Genomic DNA, 26,105 nt, shown 5'->3' with positions numbered 1-26,105 from the left:
GACACCGCCCTCCGGCGAGGCTCCCTGGGGCGTATGCGGTGCCAAAGGCCGGAAGTTTAAAGGAACAATGCACGCAATGCAGCCGCCGAAAGGTAACGAAGATATCCGCCTCGAAGCGCTGACCCGATGGGTAAGGGCCCAAACCGGCGTTGATGCTGCAGCAGTACCGGCGTCCACTGATGCCAGCTTTCGTCGTTATTTTCGTTTCCGGCTGCCGTCGCGGTCACTGGTGGCCATGGACGCGCCGCCGGAACGTGAAGATTCTCGTCCCTTTATCGAGATCGCCGAGCGGCTGGCCAGCGCCGGGGTGCCGGTGCCCGAGATCATTGCCGCCGACCTCGCTCAAGGGTTTTTGCTGCTCTCCGACATGGGCCGGCAGACCTGGCTCGACACGCTCAACGAGGCGAATGCAGATCAGGCGTTCCAGCGCGCCATTGCCACGTTGATTCTCATCCAGCAGGCCGACAGCACCGGCCTGCCGCGTTATGACGAAGCGCTGTTGCGCCGTGAGCTGGCGTTGTTCCCCGACTGGTACATCCAGCGCCATCTGGTGGAGCATCTGCGCCTGCCGTTGTCCGCTGCCCAGGCGCCGGCGCTGCATGATGATCTGCGTGAGCTGGAGGCGGTGTTGATAGCGCGGGCCGTGGCGCAGGCGCAGGTGTTCGTGCACCGTGATTACATGCCGCGCAATCTGATGCAGGGCGAGGCCGATCCGGGTGTGCTGGATTTCCAGGACGCGGTGCTCGGCCCGATCAGTTACGACGCCGTATCGCTGTTCAAGGATGCCTTCATCAGCTGGCCCGAGGCGCGGGTGGAAGGCTGGCTGCGTCAGTACTGGGCTGCCGCTCGCGATGCCGGCTTGCCGGTGCCGGGGGATGTGCAGGTGTTCCTGCATGACTGCGATCTGATGGGCGCGCAGCGGCATCTGAAAGTGATCGGCATCTTCGCACGCATCTGCCATCGCGATGGCAAGCCCAGATATCTGACGGATGCGCCCCGCTTTTTCCGTTACCTGCAAACCGTGGCCGCTCGCCATGCGGAGCTGGCGCCGCTGCGCCGGGTGCTTGCGCGGCTGGCCGCCGCCGGCGCGCCGGAGCTGGCCGGCTGATGCGGGCGATGATCCTGGCGGCCGGGTTGGGCACCCGTATGCGGCCGCTGACCGATCACACCCCCAAACCGTTGCTCAAGGCCGGTGGCCGCAGCCTGATCGAATACCACATTGCCAATCTGCGCCGTGCCGGCATCACCGAGCTGGTCATCAATACCGCCTGGCTGGGCGAGCAACTGGCGGCTGCGCTGGGTGATGGCAGCGCTCTGGGCGTGCGTATCCAGTGGTCGCACGAGGAAACCCCGCTGGAAACCGCTGGCGGTATTCGCCGGGCCTTGCCGCTGCTGGGTGAGGCACCCTTCATAGTCGTCAACGGCGACATCTGGACTGATTATCCCTTTCATCATCTGCCGGAATCCCTGGCCGGCGATGCGCATCTGGTGCTGGTGGATAACCCGTCACATCACCCGCAGGGCGATTTTCTGCTGTTTTGTAACGAAGCGCCCTTGGCTGGGGATGGCCAAGTGCAGGACAATAGCGCCTCGCCAGCACCGGGCGGCCGGGCGCTGACATTTTCCGGTATCGGCGTTTACCGGCCCGCGTTGTTCGCCGGGCTGCCGGATGGCGCCGCGCCGCTGGCGCCGCTGCTGCGACAGGCGATGGCCGCCGGCCGGGTCAGTGGCGAGTATCATCGTGGCCACTGGTTCGATATCGGCACTCCGCAGCGCCTGGCGGCGCTGGATCAGTTTCTGGCTCATGCGCAGCACGAGCCCACTCACCCCACCTCGTGAGCGGTGGCAGGCAGAGGATACAGGCATGACCAAGCAACAATACTGGCTAGCGCCATCGATTCTGGCCGCAGATTTCGCACGCCTCGGCGAAGAGGCCGCCGCTGTGCTTGAAGCCGGCGCTGACGTGATCCATTTCGACGTGATGGACAACCATTATGTGCCGAACCTCACTATCGGGCCCATGGTCTGCAAGGCCTTGCGCGATTATGGCATTCGTGCGCCCATCGATGTGCACCTGATGGTCAGCCCGGTGGACGAGCTGATCACCCGCTTTGCCGAAGCCGGTGCCAGCATCATCACTTTCCACCCGGAAGCCAGCCAGCATGTGGACCGCTCGCTGCAACTGATTCGCGATGCCGGCTGTGCTGCGGGGCTGGTGCTGAACCCGGCAACCTCGCCCGAGGTGCTCGAATACGTCATGGACAGGCTCGACATCGTACTGTTGATGTCGGTCAACCCAGGCTTTGGCGGGCAGGCCTTCATCCCAGGCACGCTGAAAAAGGTCGCCCGCGTGCGCGAGATGATAGATCGCAGTGGTCGCCAGATCCGGCTGGAAGTGGATGGCGGCGTCAATGAGCAGAATATCGCCGAGATCGCCGCAGCGGGCGCAGATACCTTTGTGGCCGGTTCCGCAATTTATGGCAAACCCGATTACCGGGCGGCCATCGACAGCATGCGCGCTGCGCTGGCGTCGGTGCCGTCATCTTCTGACGCTCGCTGAGTGCGAGCCTGACCTGAAGGGGAACCTCACAGCATGATCCGCAAAAACCCGAGCGGCGATCTGCCGATAGTGGCGCAGTCCGCGTTTGTCGATCCCACTGCCATCCTGTGTGGCAAGGTGTGGGTGGGAGAAAACGTATTCATTGGCCCTTATGCGGTGATTCGCGCCGATGAGGTGGATGCCGAAGGTGGCATGGAGCCGATTGTGATCGGCGACAATTCCAATATCCAGGACGGTGTTGTGATCCACTCGAAATCCGGCGCACGGGTGGAGATCGGCGAAAATACCTCCATCGCGCACCGTTCCATCGTGCACGGCCCGTGCAAGGTGGGGCGCAATGTGTTCATCGGCTTCAATACCGTGCTGTTCAACTGCGAGGTCGGCGACGGCTCGGTGGTACGGCATAACTCGGTGGTGGAAGCCTGTAGCGTGCCGCCCAACTTCTACGTGCCCTCCACCAGCCATATCAACAGCGATGAAGATCTGGCGCGGATCGAGCCGGTGACGCCGGACGCCTCCAGCTTTTCGGAGGACGTCGCACAGACCAACGTGCGTCTGGTGCAAGGCTACAAGAAGATCCAGAACGAGCTGTAAGCTTGCGAAGCGGCGCCTCCGCAGGGGCGCGCCGCGCTGATCTGGCGCTGCGCTGGCCGAACGGGCCGGCTGGAGCCTTCTTTCTCCTGTCTGGCCGGTGCAATGCCCGTCAGGCGGCGACGCTATCACAATGCCACCATTTACAGCGCTGTCTTTTTGCAAGAAGGTGGCTGCCTTGCGCCGCTGGCGCCTGCCGATTACCGCGCTCGCGGGGGCAGTTTTGCATCGCATATTGATGCGGCCATAACAACACCGGTCGGGGCCGGAACACATCTTCTGGGGGGAAGTGTGAGCAGTCATTCCATCACCATGAACCGTGCGGCAGATGCCGATGACGGTGTCAGCGCTTATTTTGAAGCCGAACAGCGTACCGAGCAGGCGCGTAATGCCCACCACGACGAGCAAGCTCTGCGCAAGGCGCTGGCCGGACCATTGCTTACCCGCCGCATGCCGGGCCGCCTGGAGCAGTCCTTTCGTGCGCACGCCCGCGAGCGGGCCGCACAGCTGTTGCGCGTTTCGATCTACGGCATGTTGCTGGTCTATTCGGTGGTCTCCGGAGCAGCTGCCCTGTTCAGCGAAGCGCCTGGCCTGAATACCTGGTTACTGGTAGCGGTGCTGCCGGTGGGGCTGGTGCTGACAACGCTCTGGCTGGGCACCTTGCGCCGGGATCTGGAAGCGTTCGTCGAGCCGTTGCTGGTCGGCGGCGTGTTTGTGTCGCTGCTCGGATGTGTGCTGGCGGCGATGCTGCTCGGTGAAGATTTTTTCGCACAAGTGGCGGCTTACGAAACGATTTATGTGCTGGTAATCGTGTTTTCGATCCTGCGCTTGCCGCTGGTGGCGGTATCGATCAGCACACTGCTGGCATTTGTTTTTGCGGTCATCATTGCGCTGGCAGTCAATGGCAGTTTTCTGTGGCTGGACAGCTTGCTCTATTTCTTTGTGCCCTGGAGTTTGTCGGTGGTGGTGGGTGCCATGCTGGAGCATTCCGAGCGCCGTGATTATCTGCAGAACCAGCTGCTCAATCTTGAGTCCCTGCGGCTGCGTGAAATGAATCAGCAGGCGGAATACGATCTGGTGCGGCAAAAGCGTCAGGCGGATTATCTGGCCTTGATCGCGGGCAATCCCGGCCTGGCAGTGTTGTTCGAGCGCACTCTGGGATTTCTGGTGGAGCAGACCGGCGCTTTGATCGGCATGGCCTATCGTGTCGAGGGAACACGTTTGCGTGCGCTGGCGGCCTGGGGTGGGCAGCCGGGCCGCAGCGGGCACATCGTCGATGTCGAGGAAACCCTGATCGGGCCGGCGCTGGCACAGCGCAAGCCGGTGCAGTTCACGGACTTGCCGCGGGATTATTTACCGATACGCAGCGCGTTCGAAACCCTCTCGCCAGCGGCAATCCTGATCGTACCGGTGTGCCGGGGCGATGACGTGGTGGCGGTGCTGGAACTGGGCAAGCTGGCACCCTTCGATGAAAGCGAAGCAGATTGTGCTGCGCTGGTATCCACCAGTTTCGCGTTTGCCGTGCAGGCCGCAATTGGCACCGAGCATTACGCGCCGCACACTGTCGAAACCATGCCTGCCTGAGCGATGGTCCTGCTGGCCGTCGCTTTGCGCGTCGGTCAGCGCTCGCTTGCCGTGGATTAAACTTTCTTTTTCATTCCGCCTCCTGCCTTCCATGCCAGACTGGCGCAACGTCATGGTTGCGCTGCGTGTCATCGCGAGCCGAAAACGCAAGCCGAACACGAGCTGAACTGAAAAAGTCGCGGGAGCGTTTTTACGATGCTCTGGTTGTTAACTCTTCATATTGCCGGCCTGCTATGCTGGAGCGCAGCCATCCTCTGCGTCCCGACGCTGTTGCTCAACGATCGGCTGTTCCAGACCGGTGCCACGACCGCTGGCGCCGCACGGGAAACCGGGCACACCGAAGGCACCACTGTTATTGCCCGGCGTGCGTTCATCTGGGTGGCGACCCCCGCTGCGCTGATTGCGGTGGGCAGCGGCACCTTGCTGTTCACGCTGATGACAACGCTGGCACCCTGGATGCTGTTCAAGCTGGTGCTGGTCAGCGCACTGGTGCTAATGCATGTTTCGATCGGCTTGTTGATGCTGCGTGCCGAGCGTGCCGGGCACGCCGAGCGCACACCGGGGTGGCTCGCTGGCGGCGCCAGCGCGACGATGCTGGCATTGATGCTGGCGATCGTGGTGCTGGTGCTGGCAAAACCGGAGCTGTAGGTGAAACGCCGGGATGCCTGTACGGGCGCGGCGGGGCCGGGCGGATCACTCCTCCGCGCTGACGCCCACCGCGTGTTCGTACACCAGTTGCCCGCCGAGCACACCGGCTGCGGCGGTGAGCGCGGCCGTGAGCAGCGACAGCCCCAGTCCCCATGGCAGGATCACTGCGGTAATATCCTCGGCGGTATAACGCAGCAAAAAATTGAAGCTCGCCACCGACAGCAGCATCACCGCCACCAGCGCGTGGCACCAGGCCGTGATCAGACGCCGGGTGTGTCGCACCGAAACCAGATCGACCAGCCCGATCAGGCCAGAGAGCCAGCCCCCCGCAGCGCCGATACCTGCCAGCCACAATCCGGCGCGCGCCCAGAAATCATCTTCGGTCAGCAGATAGCCCGCATCCGCACCCAGCACACCGATCAGTGCAGCAACGGGAAAGTGAATCAGCATCGGATGCAACGGGTGCCCCGCAATCGCCATGCGGCTGATGATCGGTTCCTGTTGTCGAGCCATGCCGGCGCTCCGTTGCTGGATGATTCTCCGAGCCTAGCGGGCGGCGCGGGCGTGCGCATAGCATTTAATACTGTTTTTAAATTCGCGCCGCTGTTGTTGCTGGCGGCCTGCGACGGCCCGCAGTCGACATTACAGCCGGCTGGCCCGGCGGCACATACTGCCGCGCTGTTGTGGTGGGGCATGTTCATTGTGGCAACGGCCGTGACGGTAATGGTGACGGTGTTCTGGCTGTGGGCCATGCGGCCGAGAGAGACGATGTTGCCGGCGCTCCGGGCGCGGCAGCTGCAAAAGCGCCTGATCATTGGTGGCGGGTTGTTGTTGCCGCTGGGTGCCAGCGTGGTGCTGCTGGCCTTTGGTATTCCGGCCGGGCATTCCATGCTGCCGCTGGCCACCGACGAGCCGCCGCTGCGCATCGAAGTGACCGCACGCCAATGGTGGTGGCAAGTGCATTATCCGGAGGCGCAAGTCACGACCGCCAACGAGCTGCATCTGCCGGCGGGCCGGCCGGTGGATGTGCATGTGAGCAGCGAAGATGTCATTCATTCATTCTGGGTGCCCCGGCTCGGCGGCAAGATGGATATGGTGCCGGGCCGGGTCAACGTATTACGTCTGAGCGCTGCGGAGCCGGGCGTATTCCGTGCCCAGTGTGCCGAGTTCTGTGGGCTGGGCCATGCGCATATGCACATGCCGGTTACCGCACATACCGAGCCGGATTTTCAGCGTTGGCTGGCGCAGCAACAGCGGGCGCCGGATGAAAGGCAGGCGGAGCCTGCACTCGCCAGCGCATTCCGAGAGCATTGTAGTGAATGCCATGCGCTGCGGGGTGTCAGTCAGGGCGGTGCCGGGCCGGATCTGACCACCATCGGTGCACGCCGCACGGATATTCTTGGCTGGCTCACCCAGCACGCACAACAGCCGCCACCCACGCCGGCGCCCGATCATGGCCAACTGGCGCCGGGGCAACTCGCCGATATAGCGGACTGGTTGCAGCGCTCGACGGAGGCGCCCAATGACTGACCATGAGGCGCCGCTGAGCCAGGAGCGAGAACATGGCGGCAAGCCGCTGCTTGATGCCGCCGAGCAGCACAACAAGCTTGTGCGAGTGTGGGGCAATCCCGGCGGCTTGCGGGTATTGACGGTGGTCAATCACACCGCCATCGGCCGCTATTTCATGATCACCGGCGCCGTGTTTTTCATCATCGGCGGTTTGATGGCGATGCTGATGCGCACGCAACTGGCATTGCCGGGGCAGGACTGGATACCGCCGCATATTTACAACCAGCTGTTCACCATGCACGGCACCGTGATGATGTTTTTATTTGCCGTGCCGATACTCGAAGGGGTGGCGCTGTATGTGATACCGAAAATGATCGGTGCGCGAGATCTGGCTTTCCCCCGATTGAGCGCACTGGGTTATTACTGCTATCTGTTCGGCGGCATTATCCTGATGACCAGCGTGGTGCTGGGGATCGCGCCGGATACCGGCTGGTTCATGTACACGCCGTTATCCGATGCGGTGTACACGCCGGGCCTCAGCGCGGATTTCTGGCTGATCGGTATTACCTTCATAGAAATTTCGGCGGTTGCTGCGGGTATCGAGCTGGTGGTATCGATCATGCGTACCCGCACCGAAGGCATGACGCTGCAAACGATGCCGCTGTTTGCCTGGTACATTCTGGCGATGAGCCTGATGATTGTGTTCGGCTTTCCGCCATTGATTCTGGCCAGCATCCTGCTGGAGCTTGAGCGCGCTGCGGGGCTGCCGTTTTATGATGTATTGCGCGGCGGCGATCCGATTCTCTGGCAGCATTTGTTCTGGCTGTTCGGGCACCCCGAGGTCTACATCATTTTCCTGCCGGCGGCCGGCATCATTTCCACTATTTTGCCGGTGTTCGCACGACGGCCGATGGTCGGTTATCGCTGGGTGGTGGTGTCGGTGATTTCCACCGCCTTCATCAGCTTTGGCCTGTGGGTGCACCACATGTTCACCGTGGGTATTCCGCAATTGGCGCAGGCGTTTTTTTCCGTCGCCAGCATGATGGTGGCAGTGCCCACCGGCATACAGATCTTTGCCTGGCTGGCAACATTATGGACGGGCCGCCCGGTGTTTGAAGTGCCGATGCTCTGGACCATCGGTTTTCTGGTGATCTTCGTGATCGGCGGGCTGACCGGCGTGATGCTGGCGCTGGTGCCGTTCAACTGGCAAGTGCATGACACGCACTTCGTGGTGGCGCACATGCACTATGTGCTGGTGGGCGGGATGTTCTTTCCGCTGGTAGCCGGCCTTTATTACTGGTGGCCGCACCTGACCGGGCGGATGCCCTCGAAAGTGCTGGCCCACTGGGGGTTCTGGCTGACCTTCGTCGGTTTCAATCTGACGTTTCTCGTTATGCACCTGACGGGCCTGCTCGGCATGCCCCGGCGTGTTTATACCTACGATGCCGGTATGGGGTGGAACTGGCCGAATCTGGTGTCCTCCATCGGCGGTTTTGTGATGGCGGCCGGCATTGCCGTGGTGATACTGGATCTGGTGCTGCATGGCCTGGCCGGCCGGCGGGCGCGCATCAATCCCTGGCAGGCGGATACGCTGGAGTGGGCCACGGCAACGCCACCGGCGCCGTATAATTTCGTCAGCCTGCCAAAGGTGAGCGGGCGGCACCCGTTGTGGGAGCAGCCGGATCTGCCGGAAACCATTGCCGAAGGCCGGCACGGGCTGACCAGCATCAATCACGGCCGCCGGGAAACCTGGGGCACCGATCCGGTCAGCGGCCGCATTCGGGAAATCATCCATCTCCCCGGCAATTCCTGGTGGCCATTCTTCAGCGCACTGGCGCTGGCCTTCATGTGTATCGGGCTGCTGGCCAAGGTCTATGTCATCGCCCTGGCCGCCGCCCTGGTGGCGCTTGGCCTGCTGTTGCGCTGGGCGTGGGAAAACGGCACTCACCCGGCGGCCGCCCCGGACGGCCGCACCGCCGCAGGCGAGCCGCCACTGCATTCACGCACTTTCGACGGGCCGGGCCTGTGGGGCATGGGGGTGACCTTGCTGGCGAATGGCTCGCTCTATATGTCGCTGCTGTTCGGCTGGTTTTATCTGTGGACGGTGGCGCCGCAGTGGCAGCTACCCGAGCATAGCCATTTGCACTGGCCATTATTGCTGGCGGCCAGCCTGCTGATGCCGCTTGGCTGGTTATGGCTGCGGCGGCTGATCGCTCGCCTGCGTGCCGGTGATGATGCGCGGCTGCAACAGGGCCTGTGGTGGCTGGCGCTGCTCGGTTGCGGCCAGTGCCTGTTGCTGATCGCCGGCTGGTGGCGTTCGGCTCTTGTTCCCGGTGACACCGCACACGATGCGGTCATCACGGTTTTTCTGATGTACACGTTGTTGCATTGCGCCTTGGCCACCGTGATGGCGCTGATGCAGGCGTGGCGTGCCCGGCGTGGTTATGTCAGCAGGCTGGCGCCCTACGAGCCGTTGCTAGTGGAGTACTGGTGGGGCTATAGCGCAGTCACCACGATGGTGAGTTTTGCGGCGCTTGTGTTGTGGCCACTGGGCTGGGGAGGTGCGTGATGTCGTCACCGTATCATCCGATGCAATTGGTGTTTGGCCTGGCCATCTGGGCGGTCTGGTTCGTCATGATTTATGCCGGTTTGTCGATCGCCTGCGAGCACCTGGTCGAGATGGAGGGCGGCACGCTGTCGTGGGTAAATCTCGTGTTGATGGCCTTTACCATGCTCACCTGTGGCCTGTTGCTGTTTCTTGCGCACCGTACCTGGCGGGATGCACGACCGAGCTGGCGGGATCAGAGCTCGGCGGGGCGTTTCATTGTGCGTACCGCGGTGATGCTCAACCTGGTGGCAGCGCTGGTGACGCTGGCAGTGGGCTTGCCGGTCGTGATGTTGCCGCCGTGCCTGTAGCGAGGGTCGGAAAAAAGGAGTGATGATGACGGTTAGCGCAGTAAAGCGTCACGGGCTGGGTGTGCTCTTGTGGTGCTGGCCAATGCTGGCACTGGCACACTCGCCTTTTTCGCTGGAGCGCGAGCGCCTGCCTGTTCTGGTGGCGGCGATCATCTGGGCACTGTTGTGGTTGCTGTATAGCTGGGGCGCACGCCGCGTGCAGCCATCCGCGCTGGCGCGTTGGACGTTTCACGCCATGATGGTGTTGGCCGGCATCGCCATGTTCGGCCCGTTGGACGAGATGGCGGAAACCAGCGCCGCCATGCACATGACACAGCACATGATGATGATGACCGTGATTGCGCCGATGGCGGTGCTGGCACGCCCGCTGCCGCAGTTTCTGGCGGTGTTGCCCCGCCAGGTGGCGCGCGCCTCCAGGCCGTTTCTGACAATGGTGCGGTATCCCATGGCCATGGCGTTGCTGCATGCCGCCGTGGTGTGGGGGTGGCATGTGCCGCGTGCCTATGTGTGGGCGCTGGAAAACAGCCTGGTGCATGTGATCGAACATGCCTGCTTCATGATCAGCGCCGGGCTGCTGTGGTGGGCGGTGCTGCGCAGCAGCGTGCGAGGCACGCCGGATGCACTGGTGGCGTTGTTGTTCACGCTGATGCAGACCGGCTTCCTGGGCGCTTTGCTGACTTTTTCCGATACGTCGTTTTACGGCGAAGCACGCAGCATTCAGGATCAGCAACTGGCGGGCCTGTTGATGTGGGTGCTTGGCGGCGCGCCTTATCTGGCCGCTGCGGCCTGGTGCGGCTGGCGCTGGTGGCTGCGCCTGCAACGCGCACACGGATGAGTGCGCCACGGTTCCGGCTGCCTTGATTGCCGCCCCCTGAGCACCTGCCATCTGTACCCGAGTTGCAAAACCCCACTCCTGGCCCTACCGTCAGCCCCGGCTTTCACAAGCCGGCCTTGCCGACATTGCCCAGGAGATTGTCTGATGTCTGACCCGGTTCTTGCTCCGCTGCTACAGCCTTTCCAGTGCAAGTCTCTGAACTTGCGTAACCGCGTTGCGATGGCGCCCATGACGCGCATGTTCTCGCCTGGCTATGTGCCGAACGAGCAAGTGGCCGGCTATTATCGTCGCCGCGCCGAGGGTGGTGTGGGCCTGCTGATCACCGAAGGCACTTTTGTCGGCCACTGCGCCGCAAACGGCTATGAAAAAGTGCCGGCGATACACGGCGAGGCAGCGCTGGCAGGCTGGCGCAAGGTGGTGGAAGAGGTGCACGCGGCCGGCGCACAGATCATTCCCCAATTGTGGCATGTGGGCGCGGTGCGCCGAGAGGGCATCGGCCCTGATCCGGCAGTGCCGGGATTCAGCCCCTCGGGCCTGTTCAAGCCTGGCAAACCCAACGGCCAGGCCATGAGCCGTGATGATATTGATGAGGTCATCGCGGCGTTTGCGCAGGCCGCCCGGGATGCCAAAGCGGTGGGCTTTGACGGCGTGGAAATCCACGGTGCTCACGGCTATCTGATCGACCAGTTCCTGTGGGAAGGCACCAATCAGCGGGACGATGAATACGGCGGCTCGCTGGAGAAGCGCGCTCGCTTCGCTACAGAGATTGTCGCGGCGGTGCGTGCCGCTGTCGGCGAAGACTTCGCCATCGTGTTTCGTTTTTCCCAATGGAAGCAGCAGGATTACGAAGCGCGGCTGGCACACACCCCTGACGAACTGGCGCGGCTGCTTCAGCCGCTGACGGATGCTGGCGTGGATATCTTTCACGCCAGCACGCGCCGCTTCTGGCAGCCTGAATTTGCTGGCTCACCACTGAATCTGGCCGGTTGGACACGGCAGCTGACAGGAAAGCCCGCCATCACGGTAGGAAGTGTCGGGCTGGATGAAGTCTTCGCCGGCAGTACCAGCCAGGGCATGGGGGCTACCGCCAACCCGGTCGGGCTGGAGAATCTGCTGGAGCGCATGGCAGCGGATGAATTTGATCTGGTGGCGGTGGGCCGCGCTTTGCTGGTCGATCCCCAATGGCTGGCCAAGCTGCTCGCAGATCGTGCGGCAGAAATTCGCCCCTTCACCAAGGCCGCACTGGAAAGCCTGAGCTGAATGTTGCCCGGATCACATCGGAGCAGGCACCAGGTCTGCGGCGCCTGCTCCGAATGCTTCTGGCTGTTTCAAGCCTTGCCCTGGTTTTTCTGAAGGCGTTCTCCCGAGGGGCCTGCGCCACATCATGGTAATGCCATCGGCTTTCAATGATTATTTGTAAATGCGCCAATCGGCATTGTGGCCTGTTTCTGACCGGGCAGTCGAAAATTTATTTTTGGCCACTGTGTCGTATTAATGTTGCCATGTTTTCTATCCTGTTACTTTTAACGCGCTTCGTTTGAGTGCAATTTGCACGCTTTCTGTTTCTCTATGTGATTAATGTAAAAGGAATTATATGCCTTGCTACAGGGCGTGGTGCGCGTCTGCCTTTGCTGAACAAAAAATTGAACACCAGGCGTGTTGTGTTGAGAAATATTGCACACGGCGGATTGATGGCAAATAGCCACAGCTATACACCGGCTGGGACAGCGATCACACTTCCCCGAAGGCGTGGATGTACGGATGCGTCTGGTAAAAAAACAGGGAGGATTCGCGATGTTTTGCAGATACGAAATTGGAGCTGGTGTGGTGCATACCCGTCTTGGAATCCTGTTCGCTGTGATCGCACTTCCTTTGTGGGCGATTGCACTCGGCGGTGCTGCGCGCACTGAAATATCGGTGATGATGCATGAGGTCAGCGATAGCGGCGTGGGCCGTGAAGTAGGTCGCGTCATGATTACCGAAAGTGAGCAGGGGCTGGTGTTTACGCCAATGCTCGCCGGGCTGGAAAAGATGGGCGGGGAGCACGGTTTTCATGTTCATGAACGCGGCGACTGTGGCCCACGCGGAAAAGACGGTAAGGAAGGTGCTGCCATGGCGGCAGGTGGCCATTACGACCCGGATAATACTGGCGAGCACGATGGCCCGCTGGGGCAGGGGCACAAGGGCGATCTGCCGGTGCTCCATGTGGACGAGCGAGGGCGTGCCCAGCGCCCGGTGCTGGCGCCACGGTTGAAAACCCTGGCTGAAGTGCGTGGCCGGGCACTGGTTGTTCACGCCGGTGGCGATAATCACGCCGATGAACCGGAGCCGCTGGGCGGCGGTGGTGCTCGTCTGTTGTGCGGTATCGTGCGCTGAGAGCCGATGGTTGGCAGGCCTTTCTACAGAGCAGTGCGCTGGCGCTAACGCAGCGCGCACTGGCTCAGAGCACAATCGCTGGCATGAGCTCAGGGCGCAATCGCTCTGGCATGCCAACTGCGGTGGCTGCCATCGCCTCGATGGTACTCATACAGCCAGCGCTGATGCGGCATGTTATCCAGGCGCAGATAATCAACGCGCAATGGCTGCATCATCAGCAGAACGAAGTTGTCCGGAGGGGTGGCAGGTGGCGTGGCGAGGCGCGGCACTGGCGCCGTGGTGAGCGCAGTACCCGGTGCCGGGCCGGTAAAATTCAGTTTGCCGGCCGGTGCCAGATCATCCCAGATTTCCTCACGCAGCGATGAGCCGGGTTCGGCCCCTTGCAGGATCACCGTGCCACGAAAGCGGAACTGCTCGTTGCGCGTCGGCAGCCACCAGCAGATTTCGCCCTGCGGGTGGTGGCGCAAACCACGCACTTTATGGCTGCGCAGATCCGTGGTGGCGACGAGCATTGTCTCATCCGGAAGCCAACGGCGCATCACCAGCGTACGACAGGTGGCCTCGCCGCTATCGCTGAGGCTGGCAAGCTGCACATAACGATCGCGATGGTCCGTGTTAAGGCTCAGTGCTTCGCTCAATAGCGCGGGCCAGGGGGAAATACTCATTGAAGAACTCCGTGTCAGGCCGCCAGGGCAGTCGGAGTTCAGTATAAGGTGCTCAGTTGTCGGTTGGCGTGCTGCGCAGTGATGCGCCCAGCGTTTCCAGCGTGTAGTGCACCAGTGCGGCGGCATTCTGGCCTGCGGGCAGACCGAGGCCATCCGGTTGCCGGGTGAGCATGATGACCCCGTGCAGGGCGCCGCGCAGATAAAGCGCCGTTTGCACCGGATCTCTGATCTGATTGGCGGCGAGGCTGCCATCGCTGACGCCGCGCCGAATGGCCTCGGCCATGATGGCCATTACCTCGCCTGAGCATGTCGCCAGCATCTGCTGGCTTGTTTCCGGCGGCAAAGTGGGCCAATCGCTGGCGGCGCGGGTGAGCAAATCGAAGTAGTCGGGCTGCTCAAGAGAAAAGGTGTAGTAGGCTTCACCCATGGCGAGAATCTGGTCGTGCCCGCACAGATCGGTGGCCGCCAAGGTGCGAAAGCGGCAGCGCAGTGCTTCGGCTGCTCTGAGCATGACGGCTTCCAGAATGGCGCTCTTGTCGCGGAAATAAACATACAGCAGGCCGCGGCTGAGCTGCGCCGCACGGGCGATGTCATCCATTGTCGAGCGCTCTGCGCCCTTGGTGAAAAATATCTGCTCGGCCGCATCGAGAATGCGCTCGCGCCGCGCCAGTTTTTCCTGCTCCCGTCGAGCCCGCACGCCCATGCGCTGACCTCGGTCACTAAAGGTTATCAGGGTGGCCGGTGTCGTCACCGAAGCCGTGTTTGTTTCCTTGAATGCTATCAATCCGCCATCTTATTGACAAACTGTCAACAGCTGACAATATGTCACGCATTCATCGGCAGCGCCAGCCCGCCTGGCGGACGTCGGTCCGGATGACAGCATGATGTAGAGCGCGCGGGGGTAGGCGAGTATGCGCAATGTGAAGGGCAGGTATTGGCCGGGTTTGAGTCTGAGACTGGTGTTGATAACAATCGCCGGTTGGAGCCTCACGGGTTGCGACGGTCATGGCGATGAGTCGGTGCAGGCGCCGGTGGTTGTGCGCACGGCTCCGGTGCTGGCGGGGGAAGAGTTGGCGCCACTGCGGTTTGCGGGTGTTGTGCGGGCACGCCAGCGGGCCGAGCTGACGTTTCAGGTATCCGGCACGTTGCATGAGCGGCCGGTGGAAATCGGCCAGCAGGTGGCGCCCGGTGAAGTGCTGGCCACTCTGCGAAATCCGCAGCTTGTGCCCGCACGGGATTCGGCACGGGCACGGCTGCGCGAGATCGAGGCGCAGTTGCGGCAGGCCGAGCAGGAATATCAGCGCGCCGTGACGTTGCGCGAGCGGGGCGTGCTGTCCGAGCAGGATCTCGAGCAGCTGGAGGCGCGTCGCGATGCGATGGAAGCTGGCCGGGCAACGGCGCGGGCAGCGGTATCGGAAGCCGAGCAGCTGTTGAGTGAAGGTGAGCTGCGGGCGCCCTTTGCCGGTACCGTCGAGGCGGTGCTGGCGGAGCCGGGTGAATTTGTTTCCGCCGGCCGCCCGGTGGTGCGGTTGTCCTCTGCACTTGGCCTGGAGGTCGAAGTCCGGGTGCCGGAGACCTTGCGCACCGGATTGCAGCCGGGGGATGAGCTGCCGGTGTGGCGGGTCATGGAGCGTGGCTCGGAGCCGCTGGCCGGTATCGTTACCGAGATCGGGCGCGGTTCACGACGCGGTGAGTTGTATCCGTTGGTGGTCAGTATCGAAGACCCGGCGCTGGTGCCCGGTGTGGCGGTTGAGGTGGGCGTCTATCGCGGCCACCGCGAGGCGCTGGCGCTACCGGTGCTGGCGGTATTCCGCTCATCCGAGGGTCCGGCCGTGTTCCGTGTGCGTGACAGCATTGCCGAGCGGGTGCCGGTGGCGGTGCTGCAACTGGCAGGCGAGCAGGTGCTGGTCGGCGGCGAGCATCTGCAAGCGGGCGATCAGGTGGTCTACGCCGGGCTGAGCCGCCTGGTGCCGGGTGATCGCGTGGAGATACTCCCGTGATAGAGCAACTGTTGCAGCGCCAGCGCCTGCTGGCGTTGGTTGTCGTGATGATGTCGCTGGTCGGCCTTGCGGCCTATTTCAATATGGCGCGCCAGGAAGACCCGAGCTTCCCCCATCGTGCGGGTCTGATCACTGTGCAATATCCGGGCGCCACGGCCGAGGCGGTGGAGCGTCTGGTATTGCGCTCGCTGGAAGAAGAGCTGCTCCAGGTCGAGGAAATCAACCATGTCACCAGCAACGCACGCAGTGGTTTTGCCATTGTGCGCATCATGCTGCTGGACAAGATCTATGACACCACCGCCGCCTGGGATCGGGTGCGCCAGGCGATGGCGCGAGCCGAGCTGACCTTCCCGGAAGGCGTGGGGCAGATGGTGCTGGATGATCGCATCATCGACACGCCGGTGGTGGTGCTGGCGCTGGCCGGCTCATCGTCAATCACCGAGCTGTCACGTACCGCCGAGCTGTTGAAAGACCAGCTGCTGGATCTGCCCTATCTGTCACGAATCGAGATCGAAGGGCAGGCCGACGAGCAGCTGACGATCGCGGTAGATGATGCCGAGCTGCATCGTATCGGCCTCACGCCACAGCAGTTGGCCGGCCTGATCGCGCAGCGCAATCAGGTCGTGCCGGGTGGCTTTGTGGTTGCGGGCGGCAAGCGACTGTCGATGCTTGCCAACAGTGAGTTTGTCGATATCGAGGATTTGCGCCGCACGCAGATCCCACTGCCTGATGGTAGCTTTGTGCCGCTGGCGGCCATTGCCGATATCTGGCGTGGCCCGCTTGAGCCGTTACAGGCGGAAGCGTGGTTTGACGGCGAGCGAGTGGTGCTGCTGAATTTGCTGGCGCAGCGCGGGCAAGTGGATGCGATTCGTTTCGGTGAGGCATTGCGCGCCCGGCTGGCAGAGCTGGCGCCCGAATTTGCCCCACTGACGATTCACGAAATGTTTTTCCAGCCGGACAAGGTGGGCGAGCGCCTGGCAGAGCTTGAAGGCAGCCTGCTACTCAGTGCGCTGATCATCATCGTCGTGGTATTTCTCGGCATGGGCTTGCGCATGGGTGTGCTGGTGGCATCGGTATTGCCGGTGGTGGTGCTGATCAGCCTCGGGTTGTACAACCTCGGCGGTGGTATCCTGCATCAGATCGCCGTGATCGCGATGGTGATTGCTCTTGGCATTCTGATCGACAATGCCATCGTCATGGTAGAGAACGTGCAGACCCGTATCAGCGCCGGTGTGCAGCCGGAGGACGCAGCGGTAGGCGCTGTGCGTGAGTTGGCAGCACCGTTGGGCACGGCCTCGATCACGACACTCGCGGCCTTTATGCCGATGCTGTTGTCGAAGGGCGGCACGGCGGATTTTACCCGCGCCTTGCCCGTGATGATCATGATTACGCTGACGGTCAGCTATCTGCTGGCGATCAGTGTGGCGCCGCTGGTTTCCATGCGCTTTCTGCGCCTTGAATCTGTGCGCCGCAGCCAGTGGGTGTTGACGCTCGGTGAGCGCCTGGCAAGCCTGTCTACCAACCAGCCGCGCCGGGTGCTGCTGATCAGCGGGGGGATGGTGCTGATCAGTTTTCTGATGGCGCCTTTCATGAACCTCCAGTTTTTTCCGAATGCGGACCGACCCAAGGTGATCCTTGATCTGCATTTGCCGGAAGGCACGGATCAGGCCTATACCGCAGATGTAGCGGCACACCTTGAGCGGTTCGTGCGCGCCCGGCCAGATGTGCAACGGGTGCATCGTTTTGTCGGCAGCAGCGGGCCGACGTTTTACTACAATCTCGTGCGCACGCCCCAGGCGCCTAACCGCGCTCGCCTGGTCGTGGATGCAGTCGATCTGGACGCCACGCGTACGGTGATCCGCGATGTGCGAGCTCATGTGCGTGAGCGTATGCCCGAGGTGACGCTGGCAGCAAATCAGCTTGGCCAGGGGCCTCCACGTGAAGCGCCGGTAGAAGTGCGCATTTATCATGCTGATGACACCCAGCGCATACGTGCAGCCGAGCAAGTGTTTGCCATGCTGCGCAGGGTGCCCGGTGCGGTGGATGTGCGACACGATATTGATTTTGGCACGCCAGCATTGCGTGTCGATGTGGATGATGCGGTGGCGCAGCGCTCCGGCCTGAGCCGTGCCGATGTGGCGCGTTCGTTGTTCGGACAAAGCTATGGGTTGACCGCCGAGCAGTACCGGCAGGAGCGCGATCCGATGCCAATGGTGCTGCGTTCACTGGAGGGCACGGCGCTGCCGCTGGCACGGTTGCTGTCGGTGAATATCTATCCTGACCAAGGCGATCCGGTGCCGCTGATGCAAGTGGCGCGGGTTCATGCTGCGTGGGAGACCGCAGGTGTAGCGCGCCGCAACGGCGTGCGCATTTACACCGTGGTGGCGAATCTGGATGACGGCTTCAGCTTCAGCCAGGCGCTGGATGGTCTGCGTGTGCAACTGGCCGAGCAACCACTGCCCGAGGGCACACGGCTGGAGTTTGGTGGCGATAGCGAAGGTAGTGGCGATGCCAACCGGGCGCTGGCGAGCTCGGCGCCAATCGGGGTGCTGCTGTTGTTGTTTTTCCTGCTGTGGCAATTCAATTCCTATCGCCGCCTGGGCCTGATCCTGCTCACGGTGCCGATGGCTGCGGTGGGGATTATTCCCGGCCTGGTGTTATCGGGCTCGCCATTCGGTTTTATGTCGGTGCTGGGCGTGGTCGCGCTGGTGGGCATTGTGGTGAATAACGCCATTGTGCTGATTGATGTGGTGGATCAGCGCTTGCTGGCCGGTGATACCGCACCGGATGCGGTGTATTTTGCCGTGGCCAGGCGTACGCGGCCGATCCTGCTGACGACCGCAACCACCATTGCCGGGCTGCTGCCGCTGGCGTTCACCCAGTCGACATTGTGGCCGCCCATGGCTTGGGCGATCATCTCCGGCCTGATGGCCTCCACCGTGTTGACGTTATTGGTGGTGCCGGCGCTGTGCCTGGTGTTGCTACGGCGCGACGCGCGTGTGGTAGCGGGGCAATGACGGTTGGAAAAAGTGATGGGTGGGATTGTTGCCGAGGAGGGCTGGCTGCCGGTGCCCGGCGGCACCGTATTTGCAAACATATTTGCAAAGCAGTGGCTGCCATCGGAGCCGGAAGCGGGCGCACCATTGGTGCTGCTGCATGACTCGCTCGGGTGTGTGGCGCTGTGGCGCGATTTTCCCGAACGGCTGGTGCGGGCCACGGGCCGACGGGTAATAGCCTACGATCGGCTCGGGTTTGGTGCCTCAAGCCCACACCCTGGGCAGCAGGATGTGGCGTTTGTGACGGCCGAGGCACAGCTGGGCTTTGCTGCGGTGGCGGAGGCGTTCGCGCTGAAACAGTGCGTGCTGTTCGGGCACAGCGTAGGCGGCGCCATGGCTGCCGCCTGTGCAGCACAGTGGCCGGCGCTTTGTGTCGGCGTCATTACCGAATCCGCACAAGCGTTTGTCGAGCAATGCACCCGTGACGGCATTTGTGCGGCCCGTGACGCCTTTGCCGAGCCGGGGCAAATGCAACGTCTTGAGCGTTACCATGGTGACAAGGCCGGCTGGGTGCTCGCCGCCTGGGTGGACACCTGGCTATCCGAGGCGTTTCGCCACTGGTCGTTGGCAGAGGTGTTGCCGTATGTGCGTTGCCCGGCGCTGGTGCTGCACGGGGAGCACGACGAATATGGCTCGCGTGCGCAGCCGCTGCGCTATGCGCAGGGCATCGCAGGTGATACGACGCTGGTGCTGCTGGAAGATTGCGGCCATGTGCCGCATCGGGAAAAACCGGCCGAGGTGCTAGAGGCGGTCAGCGCTTTTCTGCGTACGCTGGGCTGAGGTGGGAGAAAAACAGTTTTTCTTGCCCGGATTACCGGGCGGTCGGACATGCCCCGGCCACGGCTTTGAGCTGTTGATGCTTTGGTCAGTGGCATGAAGGGTTGTGACGCCTCCCTGTCCTTCTATTTATGTATTGTTATGTGTAGGCAGATGATGCTGTGTTGGCCCGCTTGCCGGCTGTTTATCGAGTTTCTTTTTTCTTTTTCTCTCTGCTGATGCCTTTTGTCGCTTCCCGCCGATATTGCAGAAGTGCATAGAAAAAACCGGGCGCTACCGCCATGACAACGCCCGGCGCCGGCTCAGAAAGCCCGGCCAAAACCCAGTGTGCTCACCCAGGGATCAATGTTCGCTGTGCCGATCTTGCTGCTATTGAGATTGACGTCGGTGTCGATGTCGATATAGCGCACGTCGGCATTGACGAACCAGCCCTGGTCGAGCTGTATATGCACGCCCAACTGACCGGCCAGACCGAAGGAATCATCCAGCACCAGCCGCTCGCCGCGCAGGGCGCCGTGGGTGCGCGTGTGAAAGAAACGGGTGTAGTTCAGCCCAGCGCCCACATAGGGCTGCACGGTGCTCCGGGGCAAAAAGTGCCACTGCACGCTCAGGGTCGGCGGCAGGTGGCGGGTGCTGGCGATCTTGCCGCCGAGATCGCTGCTGCGGATATCGTGCTCGAACGGCAGCGCTCCGAGTATTTCCACGCCAAGATTTTGCGTGGCCATCCAGGTCAGGCTGATGCTGGGTTGTGCATTGTTTTTCACGTCCAGCGCCGCTGCACCGCCGAGCACCTTGCCGTTGTCCGACTGCGGTGTGACCAGGGTGCCGCCGATCTTGAGCAACCAGTCGCCGGCCTGATGGGCGCTGGCGGTGGTGGCCAGCAGTGGAGTAACGGCCAGCAGGCAGCCAGCCAGAGCAGGGCGGTATTTCGATATCATCAGGCGCCTCCAGCGCGTTGTTGCAGGAAGCTCCAGTATTGTCAGCCGGTCGCGGGGGCAACTTGATCTGCATCAGCACGGTGGCCTGGCGCGGTTGATCCAGATCAAGGCCGGGGCTGTTATCAGGGGTCGCGGTGAGCGCAAATGCCGGCTACACTTTGCCCATTATGTCGAGCGGTGCGGGGCCACACTCTGCACTACACTCTGGTTCGCATCCGCCGATAAACGAATCACCACGATTCAAGGATTTGCCCTGTGTACCGGGACATCACCACACCACAGTCTGCCTTTCTGTCAGCGCCCGTCCCCTGGCGATGGTGAAGCTCGGCCGTGCTCTCGCAAGAGAGTGATTCTGGTTGTATTCACTGCATCACCCAGCCGTTATACAGAACAAGGACAGACCATGTCACCGGAACAACTTGAACAGTACGCCCAGGCCGGCTTTACCCGCGTTCCTGTGGTGCGCGAAGTGCTCGCCGATCTGGATACTCCCCTTTCCGCTTACCGCAAGCTGGCCGACGCGCCCTATAGTTGCCTGTTCGAATCAGTGCAGGGGGGCGAACGCTGGGGCCGTTACTCGATCATCGGCTTGCCGGCGCGTGAAGTGATCCGTATCGACGGCAATCGGGTACAGGTGACGGGGCCCGACGGCCGCCATGAAGAAACCGTGGCCGATCCGATTGCCTGGATCGAGGCATATCGCCTGCGTTTTCGTGCACCGGATATCAGCGGCCTGCCGCGTTTCAATGGTGGCCTGATCGGTTATTTCGGCTACGACAGCGTGCGCTATTTCGAGCCGCGCCTGGGCCCGGCGCCGGGCCGCGATACGTTGAAGACACCCGATATCCTGCTGATGCGCAGTGAAGAAGTGGTGGTGTTCGATAATCTGCGCGGCAGCCTGTTTCTGGTGGTGCTGATTGATCCGGCGCAGCCACAGGCGTTGTCGGCGGCACAGCAGCGGCTGGACGAGTTGCAGACGAAGTTGAGGGCGCCGCTGCCCGCGCCAGCAGATCGCATGTACGGGGAGCCTATTGATGAGGCAGGTTTTGTTTCGGAAACGCCGCAGCAGGATTTCGAGGCCGGGGTCGAGCGCATCCGCGAATATATTCTTGCGGGCGATGTGATGCAGGTGGTGCCGTCGCAACGCATGTCGGTGCCGTTTGCTGCGCCGGCGATGGATCTCTACCGAGCGCTGCGTTACCTCAATCCCTCGCCCTATATGTTTTATCTCGATCTGGAAGATTTCCATATCGCCGGCTCGTCACCGGAGATTCTTTCCCGCATCGAGCAGGGTGTGGTGACGGTGCGCCCGATTGCCGGCACGCGCCGGCGCGGCCGCACCGAGGAAGAAGACGAAGCATTGAAGCAGGAGCTGCTGGCCGATCCCAAGGAAATTGCCGAGCACCTGATGCTGATCGATCTGGGGCGCAATGATGTGGGCCGGGTGGCGGAAGCAGGCTCGGTGCGGCTGACCGAAAAAATGGTGGTCGAACGTTACTCCCATGTGATGCACATCGTCTCCAATGTGGATGGCAGCCTGCGCAGCGGCTGCGGGCCGCTGGATGTATTGCGCGCTACATTTCCGGCCGGCACGCTCAGTGGTGCGCCGAAGATCCGGGCGATGGAAATCATCGACGAGCTGGAGCCGGTCAAGCGCGGTGTGTACGGCGGCGCAGTAGGCTATATCGGTTTCAATGGCGAGATGGATACCGCCATTGCGATACGCACTGCGGTGATCCGCGACGGGCGGCTTTATATCCAGGCCGGTGCAGGGGTGGTGGCGGATTCGGTGCCCCGGCTGGAGTGGGAAGAAACCATGAACAAGGGCCGGGCGGTGTTCACCGCCGTCAATATGGCACTGCGTGGCCTGACGCTGGATCATTAAGCGGCGCGGGCGAAGCGCCTGGAAACGGTGCCGGCGGGTGCCGTTTCCGGCATGGCTCGGTTGAGCGGCTGCGGTGTCTGGCCACGGCCTGCGGCTGATCCTTTGTGAGTGCATTCGCTTGTGGGTGCATGCTTCATCAGTATCTCCGCTGCGATAACACGTTTCCCTCTCGTTGCCGTCCTTGCTCTCTGCCCTCGCTCTCTGTCCCTCGCTCTATTCGCGCGCGCTCTCGTTTCCTTTCTTGTTTCAGCTCTTTGTGCCGAGCGTGCCGAGCATCAAGTGGCTTGCGGTGTAACGGCGCCTGCCTGCACCGCGCCACCTGCGTCAGCCCTTTTATTCTGGCAGGCGCCGGGCCTTGTTACGGTGCGAACCGGTCGGCATTTTGCACTGACGCCTCCATTATGCCCGCTCGATCATGCCTTGGCAGGTGTGCCGTTCTGTTACTTTGCGAGAGTAGGGCGGCACTGGAAACGAAAGCGAATCGCTGCCATGCATGGCTAGCGTGGCATTGCTTGACGCTTGGCCCGGAAAGTGAAATGGTAAATCCAGCTCTCGAGAACTCGGCAGATCGAGGTGGCCCTTGATCTGGCGTTGACGCTCGGAATACCAAGAGGGATCGCTCATGATGAGCAAGCCGGTCTGCGCGAGCGGAGGCTCGCCGAGTGCCACAGGGTTGTCGGCCCCGCCGCCCTTGTTGCCATGGCCCCTGTTGCCATGGAGGGTGCCATGGATGGTGTCGTGGATGGTGTCATGGACCCTCCCATGGGCTCCCTGGACAGTGCCAGGAAAATTGGCGTCAAGAGTATTGCCGCCATGGGCAGCGCACGGAAAATTACCCTCCCGCAGCTCTCTTCATATCCCCTCTGTTCTGGCTCCTTGTTTTATCTTCTTACGTTTACACCCGCGCACCACCATACCCTTGGCAGCCGCTCCCGCCATTCATGATATCGCGCCTTGCGCCGTGCCTGGCCGGCTTATCCGTCCGCCAGCGGAAGGCGGTGGCGGGCTGGGTGCGCGCAAGCGCGTATGGGCCAGGGTCGCCCGACGCGGCTGCGGCTGTGGCGCGCTCAATAGCATGGGGAATACCTGCTGATATCGGCTCGTTCACTCACCACAGGAGAAGCAAGATGCCTCGTCCCTCGCGCAATAAAAATGCGATACGGCTGATGCTGGCGGGCGTGCTGCCGTTGGCATGTGCCAGCGCAGCTTACGCCCAGGAACAGAGCCAGTGGGGCAGCGGCAAGAACCTTTACGAAAAGGTCTGCGGCCACTGCCACGCGCCCGAGGTAGGGGTCGGTACGGTGTTGGCCGGGCGCGATCTGCCGGAGGCTTATGTGCGCTCGATCGTGCGCAACGGTTTCAACGCCATGCCGTCTTTCCCGGCCTCTTATATTGATGACGAATCCATTGCTCAGGTGACTGAGTATTTATCGACGCTGCCGGCGCCGGCAGCTCAACCTTGAGGGATCGCGCCATGGAAATCAGACGTCGTGCTGTTCTCAAGGGGATGGCCCTGAGCAGCCTCGCAGGGCTGGCGCTGAACGCACCTCTGCGCGCTTTTGCCATGGGCGGCAGTGTTGCCGCGCCGGGAATTCAGCGCAGCGAACTGCTGGTGCTGGTGGGCGAGGGGGCAGCCAGTGCCGCGTTTTTACATGGCGTGGCAGCCGCACAGGGCGCCACGCCGCACGTGCTGGATGTAGGCCAGGACCTGGGCTTCATGCTGGATTTCGAACGTCAGTTGGGCAGTGGCGTGCCGGCGCGGCTGATCGGCTTGCTGGATGATGCCTCGGCGACGCTGATTGTTGATCTGGCGCGCAGCGGTGGTGCGCGTGCGCAGTGGCTGGGCCAGCACACCGTCGAGGCCGGCGCCTCTCACCATCACCTGCTCAACACCGAAGCGGCAGCGGGTTGCTCGCAATGGTTTGGTGAGCAGTTACATGCCTGCGGTGCTGCTTTCACGCTGGCGGAGGAACGGCATGGGCAGGGTGGCCAGAGTGGCCAGATCAGCACCCTGGCGGCGCCGGCCTCTGGCGCCGGGCATCCGGCACAGTGGGCGAGCAGCGTCGGATATCTGCTGGCAGCGCTGGGCACGGAAATAAAGGGGGTGCCGCCTGTGGTGCCGTTGGCGAACATGCCGCTCGCCGGTAGCTTCGTATCTTTTTCGATCGAAGTCTGAAAGGAGTCTGATCCATGTCTGATCAAAATACGACGGTACTGCCAGAAGGGATAGACCGGAAGGAATTCGACAAGGCGCTGGAGAAATTCCGTGCGCTGCTGGGCGAGGCGAACGTGCTGGCCCAGGCGGATCAGCTGATGCCTTACAACAAGGTGATGATGTCGGTGGAAAATGCAGCGCATGCACCTTCGGCCGCGCTCACGGCGACCACGGTGGAACAGGTGCAGGGCGTGGTGCGTATCTGCAATGAACACAAGATTCCGGTCTGGACAATTTCTACCGGGCGCAACTTTGGTTACGGGTCAGCAGCGCCGGTAAAGCGTGGTCAGGTGATTCTGGATCTGAAAAAAATGAACAGGATTCTCAAGGTCGATGCGGATATGTGTTACGCGCTGGTTGAGCCTGGCGTCACCTATGGCCAGCTGTACGACTATATCGAGAAAAACAATCTGCCGCTGATGTTGTCGTTCTCCGCCCCTTCGGCCATCGCCGGGCCGCTGGGCAACACCATGGACCGCGGCGTGGGTTACACGCCTTACGGTGAACATTTCATGATGCAGTGCGGCATGGAAGTGGTAATGGCGAACGGCGAGGTTTACCGCACGGGCATGGGTGGGGTGAAAGGCAGCAATACCTGGCAGATTTTCAAATGGGGCTACGGCCCGACACTCGACGGCATGTTTACCCAGGCGAACTATGGCATCACCACCAAGATGGGTTTCTGGCTGATGCCCAAGCCGCCGGTGTTCAAACCGTTTGAAGTGATCTTCGAGGATGAAACGGATATTGCCGAAATAGTCGAGATGCTTCGGCCCCTGCGTATCTCCGGCACCATTCCCAACTCGGTGGTGATTGCCAATATTCTGTGGGAGGCGGGCAGTGGTAACGTGCGGCGCTCGCAGTACACCACAGAGCCCGGGCACACCCCGGACAGCGTGCTCAAGCAAATCCAGAAAGATACCGGCATGGGCGCCTGGAACCTGTATGCCGCGCTGTATGGCACGCAGGAGCAGGTGGACGTGAACTGGAAGATCGTTACAGACGCGTTCAAAAAGCTGGGCAAGGGGCGCATCGTGACGCAGGAGAAGGCGGGAGATACACAGCCATTCAAATACCGGGCGGAGCTGATGTCCGGCGTGCCGAACTTGCAGGAGTTCGGGTTGTATAACTGGCGTGGCGGCGGTGGCTCCATGTGGTTTGCGCCGGTCAGCGAGGCGCGGGGCAGCGAGTGCGAAAAGCAGGCGCGGCTGGCCAAGCGCGTGCTGCACAAGCACGGGCTGGATTATGTGGCCGAATTCATTGTCGCGCCACGTGACATGCACCACGTGATCGATGTGCTGTTTGATCGCACCAAGGAAGAGGAGCGGCAGCGTGCGGATGCCTGCTTTGGCGAATTGCTGGATGAGTTCGAAAAAGAGGGCTATGCGGTATACCGGGTGAACACACGCTTCCAGGAGCGCGTGGCGCAAAGCTACGGCACCGTGAAGCGCAATGTGGAACATGCCATCAAACGAGCGCTGGACCCGAACAATATCCTGGCACCGGGCCGCTCGGGTATCGATCTGGACAAATATGATGGCAACAGCTGA

General features: G+C 62.0%; 23 protein-coding genes. 19 read left to right on the top strand and 4 right to left on the bottom strand.

The features are described from left to right. The first annotated feature begins 76 nt into the window (after positions 1 to 76). The 6 genes from MU846_RS06635 (at position 77) to MU846_RS06610 (ending at position 5,383) form a co-directional block, all read left to right on the top strand. Positions 77 to 1,108: an aminoglycoside phosphotransferase family protein gene (locus MU846_RS06635; RefSeq protein WP_246950744.1), complete on the top strand. Its 1,032-nt coding sequence runs from the start codon at positions 77 to 79 to the stop codon at positions 1,106 to 1,108. Continuing rightward, the gene (gene murU, locus MU846_RS06630) at positions 1,108 to 1,839 is read left to right on the top strand and encodes an N-acetylmuramate alpha-1-phosphate uridylyltransferase MurU (RefSeq protein ID WP_246950734.1); all 732 of its coding nucleotides are present in this window, start codon (positions 1,108 to 1,110) and stop codon (positions 1,837 to 1,839) included. The genes MU846_RS06635 and murU overlap by 1 nt, the downstream gene beginning before the upstream one ends. A 25-nt stretch (positions 1,840 to 1,864) precedes the next feature. Next, entirely contained in the window at positions 1,865 to 2,560 is a 696-nt protein-coding gene (rpe, locus tag MU846_RS06625; RefSeq protein WP_246950732.1) for a ribulose-phosphate 3-epimerase, read from the top strand. A gap of 33 nt (positions 2,561 to 2,593) precedes the next feature. After that, positions 2,594 to 3,154 carry a gamma carbonic anhydrase family protein gene (locus MU846_RS06620; protein WP_246950730.1) on the top strand — a complete coding sequence of 187 codons (561 nt, stop codon included), beginning with the start codon at positions 2,594 to 2,596 and terminating at the stop codon, positions 3,152 to 3,154. Positions 3,155 to 3,442: 288 nt separating this feature from the next. Next, a complete protein-coding gene (locus tag MU846_RS06615; RefSeq protein WP_246950727.1) occupies positions 3,443 to 4,735 on the top strand; it encodes a GAF domain-containing protein in 1,293 nt (430 codons plus the stop codon). A 195-nt stretch (positions 4,736 to 4,930) separates the two neighbouring features. Further along, positions 4,931 to 5,383 (top strand): CopD family protein, encoded by a 453-nt coding sequence (locus MU846_RS06610; protein ID WP_246950724.1) that lies wholly within the window; start codon positions 4,931 to 4,933, stop codon positions 5,381 to 5,383. Positions 5,384 to 5,428: 45 nt separating this feature from the next. On the opposite strand, the gene MU846_RS06605 is transcribed toward MU846_RS06610, so the two are convergent. Then, positions 5,429 to 5,896 carry a DUF2231 domain-containing protein gene (locus tag MU846_RS06605; protein WP_246950721.1) on the bottom strand — a complete coding sequence of 156 codons (468 nt, stop codon included), beginning with the start codon at positions 5,894 to 5,896 and terminating at the stop codon, positions 5,429 to 5,431. A gap of 51 nt (positions 5,897 to 5,947) precedes the next feature. On the opposite strand from MU846_RS06605, the gene coxB reads away from it, so the two are divergent. The 6 genes from coxB (at position 5,948) to sodC (ending at position 13,019) form a co-directional block, all read left to right on the top strand. After that, on the top strand, positions 5,948 to 6,913 hold the full coding sequence (coxB, locus tag MU846_RS06600) for a cytochrome c oxidase subunit II (protein ID WP_246950719.1): 966 nt from the start codon (positions 5,948 to 5,950) through the stop codon (positions 6,911 to 6,913). Further along, positions 6,906 to 9,461, top strand: a complete 2,556-nt coding sequence (gene ctaD / locus MU846_RS06595; RefSeq protein ID WP_246950716.1) for a cytochrome c oxidase subunit I — start codon at positions 6,906 to 6,908, stop codon at positions 9,459 to 9,461. The genes coxB and ctaD overlap by 8 nt, the downstream gene beginning before the upstream one ends. After that, entirely contained in the window at positions 9,461 to 9,808 is a 348-nt protein-coding gene (locus MU846_RS06590) for a hypothetical protein (protein ID WP_246950712.1), read from the top strand. Before ctaD ends, MU846_RS06590 begins: the two co-directional genes overlap by 1 nt. A 25-nt stretch (positions 9,809 to 9,833) precedes the next feature. Continuing rightward, positions 9,834 to 10,643 carry a cytochrome c oxidase assembly protein gene (locus tag MU846_RS06585; RefSeq protein WP_246950710.1) on the top strand — a complete coding sequence of 270 codons (810 nt, stop codon included), beginning with the start codon at positions 9,834 to 9,836 and terminating at the stop codon, positions 10,641 to 10,643. A gap of 144 nt (positions 10,644 to 10,787) precedes the next feature. Continuing rightward, positions 10,788 to 11,903 carry an NADH:flavin oxidoreductase gene (locus MU846_RS06580; protein ID WP_246950708.1) on the top strand — a complete coding sequence of 372 codons (1,116 nt, stop codon included), beginning with the start codon at positions 10,788 to 10,790 and terminating at the stop codon, positions 11,901 to 11,903. Between the two features lie 534 nt (positions 11,904 to 12,437). Then, on the top strand, positions 12,438 to 13,019 hold the full coding sequence (sodC, locus tag MU846_RS06575) for a superoxide dismutase [Cu-Zn] SodC (protein ID WP_246950706.1): 582 nt from the start codon (positions 12,438 to 12,440) through the stop codon (positions 13,017 to 13,019). 89 nt (positions 13,020 to 13,108) lie between these two features. On the opposite strand, the gene MU846_RS06570 is transcribed toward sodC, so the two are convergent. Then, the gene (locus MU846_RS06570) at positions 13,109 to 13,684 is read right to left on the bottom strand and encodes a pyridoxamine 5'-phosphate oxidase family protein (RefSeq protein ID WP_246950678.1); all 576 of its coding nucleotides are present in this window, start codon (positions 13,682 to 13,684) and stop codon (positions 13,109 to 13,111) included. Between the two features lie 52 nt (positions 13,685 to 13,736). After that, positions 13,737 to 14,387, bottom strand: a complete 651-nt coding sequence (locus MU846_RS06565; protein WP_246950675.1) for a TetR/AcrR family transcriptional regulator — start codon at positions 14,385 to 14,387, stop codon at positions 13,737 to 13,739. Between the two features lie 241 nt (positions 14,388 to 14,628). On the opposite strand from MU846_RS06565, the gene MU846_RS06560 reads away from it, so the two are divergent. The 3 genes from MU846_RS06560 to MU846_RS06550 are packed head-to-tail and all read left to right on the top strand — an operon-like array spanning position 14,629 to position 19,520. Beyond that, a complete protein-coding gene (locus MU846_RS06560; RefSeq protein ID WP_246950673.1) occupies positions 14,629 to 15,684 on the top strand; it encodes an efflux RND transporter periplasmic adaptor subunit in 1,056 nt (351 codons plus the stop codon). Beyond that, positions 15,681 to 18,701, top strand: coding sequence for an efflux RND transporter permease subunit (locus tag MU846_RS06555; protein WP_246950671.1), 3,021 nt, complete (start codon positions 15,681 to 15,683; stop codon positions 18,699 to 18,701). Before MU846_RS06560 ends, MU846_RS06555 begins: the two co-directional genes overlap by 4 nt. Before the next feature lie 15 nt (positions 18,702 to 18,716). Beyond that, complete coding sequence (locus MU846_RS06550; protein ID WP_246950668.1) at positions 18,717 to 19,520, top strand: alpha/beta fold hydrolase; 804 nt, start codon at positions 18,717 to 18,719, stop codon at positions 19,518 to 19,520. Between the two features lie 299 nt (positions 19,521 to 19,819). Here the strand turns inward: MU846_RS06550 and MU846_RS06545 are convergent, their stop codons facing one another. Beyond that, the gene (locus tag MU846_RS06545) at positions 19,820 to 20,455 is read right to left on the bottom strand and encodes an OmpW/AlkL family protein (protein ID WP_246950665.1); all 636 of its coding nucleotides are present in this window, start codon (positions 20,453 to 20,455) and stop codon (positions 19,820 to 19,822) included. Between the two features lie 403 nt (positions 20,456 to 20,858). On the opposite strand from MU846_RS06545, the gene trpE reads away from it, so the two are divergent. From trpE to MU846_RS06525, 4 genes are all read left to right on the top strand, one after another. Continuing rightward, positions 20,859 to 22,340, top strand: a complete 1,482-nt coding sequence (gene trpE, locus MU846_RS06540; protein ID WP_246950662.1) for an anthranilate synthase component I — start codon at positions 20,859 to 20,861, stop codon at positions 22,338 to 22,340. Between the two features lie 1,127 nt (positions 22,341 to 23,467). Then, complete coding sequence (locus MU846_RS06535; RefSeq protein ID WP_246950660.1) at positions 23,468 to 23,803, top strand: c-type cytochrome; 336 nt, start codon at positions 23,468 to 23,470, stop codon at positions 23,801 to 23,803. Between the two features lie 11 nt (positions 23,804 to 23,814). Beyond that, positions 23,815 to 24,516 carry a hypothetical protein gene (locus MU846_RS06530; RefSeq protein WP_246950657.1) on the top strand — a complete coding sequence of 234 codons (702 nt, stop codon included), beginning with the start codon at positions 23,815 to 23,817 and terminating at the stop codon, positions 24,514 to 24,516. A 14-nt stretch (positions 24,517 to 24,530) separates the two neighbouring features. Further along, a complete protein-coding gene (locus MU846_RS06525) occupies positions 24,531 to 26,105 on the top strand; it encodes an FAD-binding oxidoreductase (RefSeq protein ID WP_246950653.1) in 1,575 nt (524 codons plus the stop codon).

The sequence above is a fragment of the Alcanivorax quisquiliarum genome, from assembly GCF_023051175.1.
Lineage (GTDB): Bacteria > Pseudomonadota > Gammaproteobacteria > Pseudomonadales > Alcanivoracaceae > Isoalcanivorax > Isoalcanivorax quisquiliarum.
The sequence above is the reverse complement of the archived record's forward strand: the minus strand, read 5'-3'. Positions and strand labels throughout refer to the sequence as shown.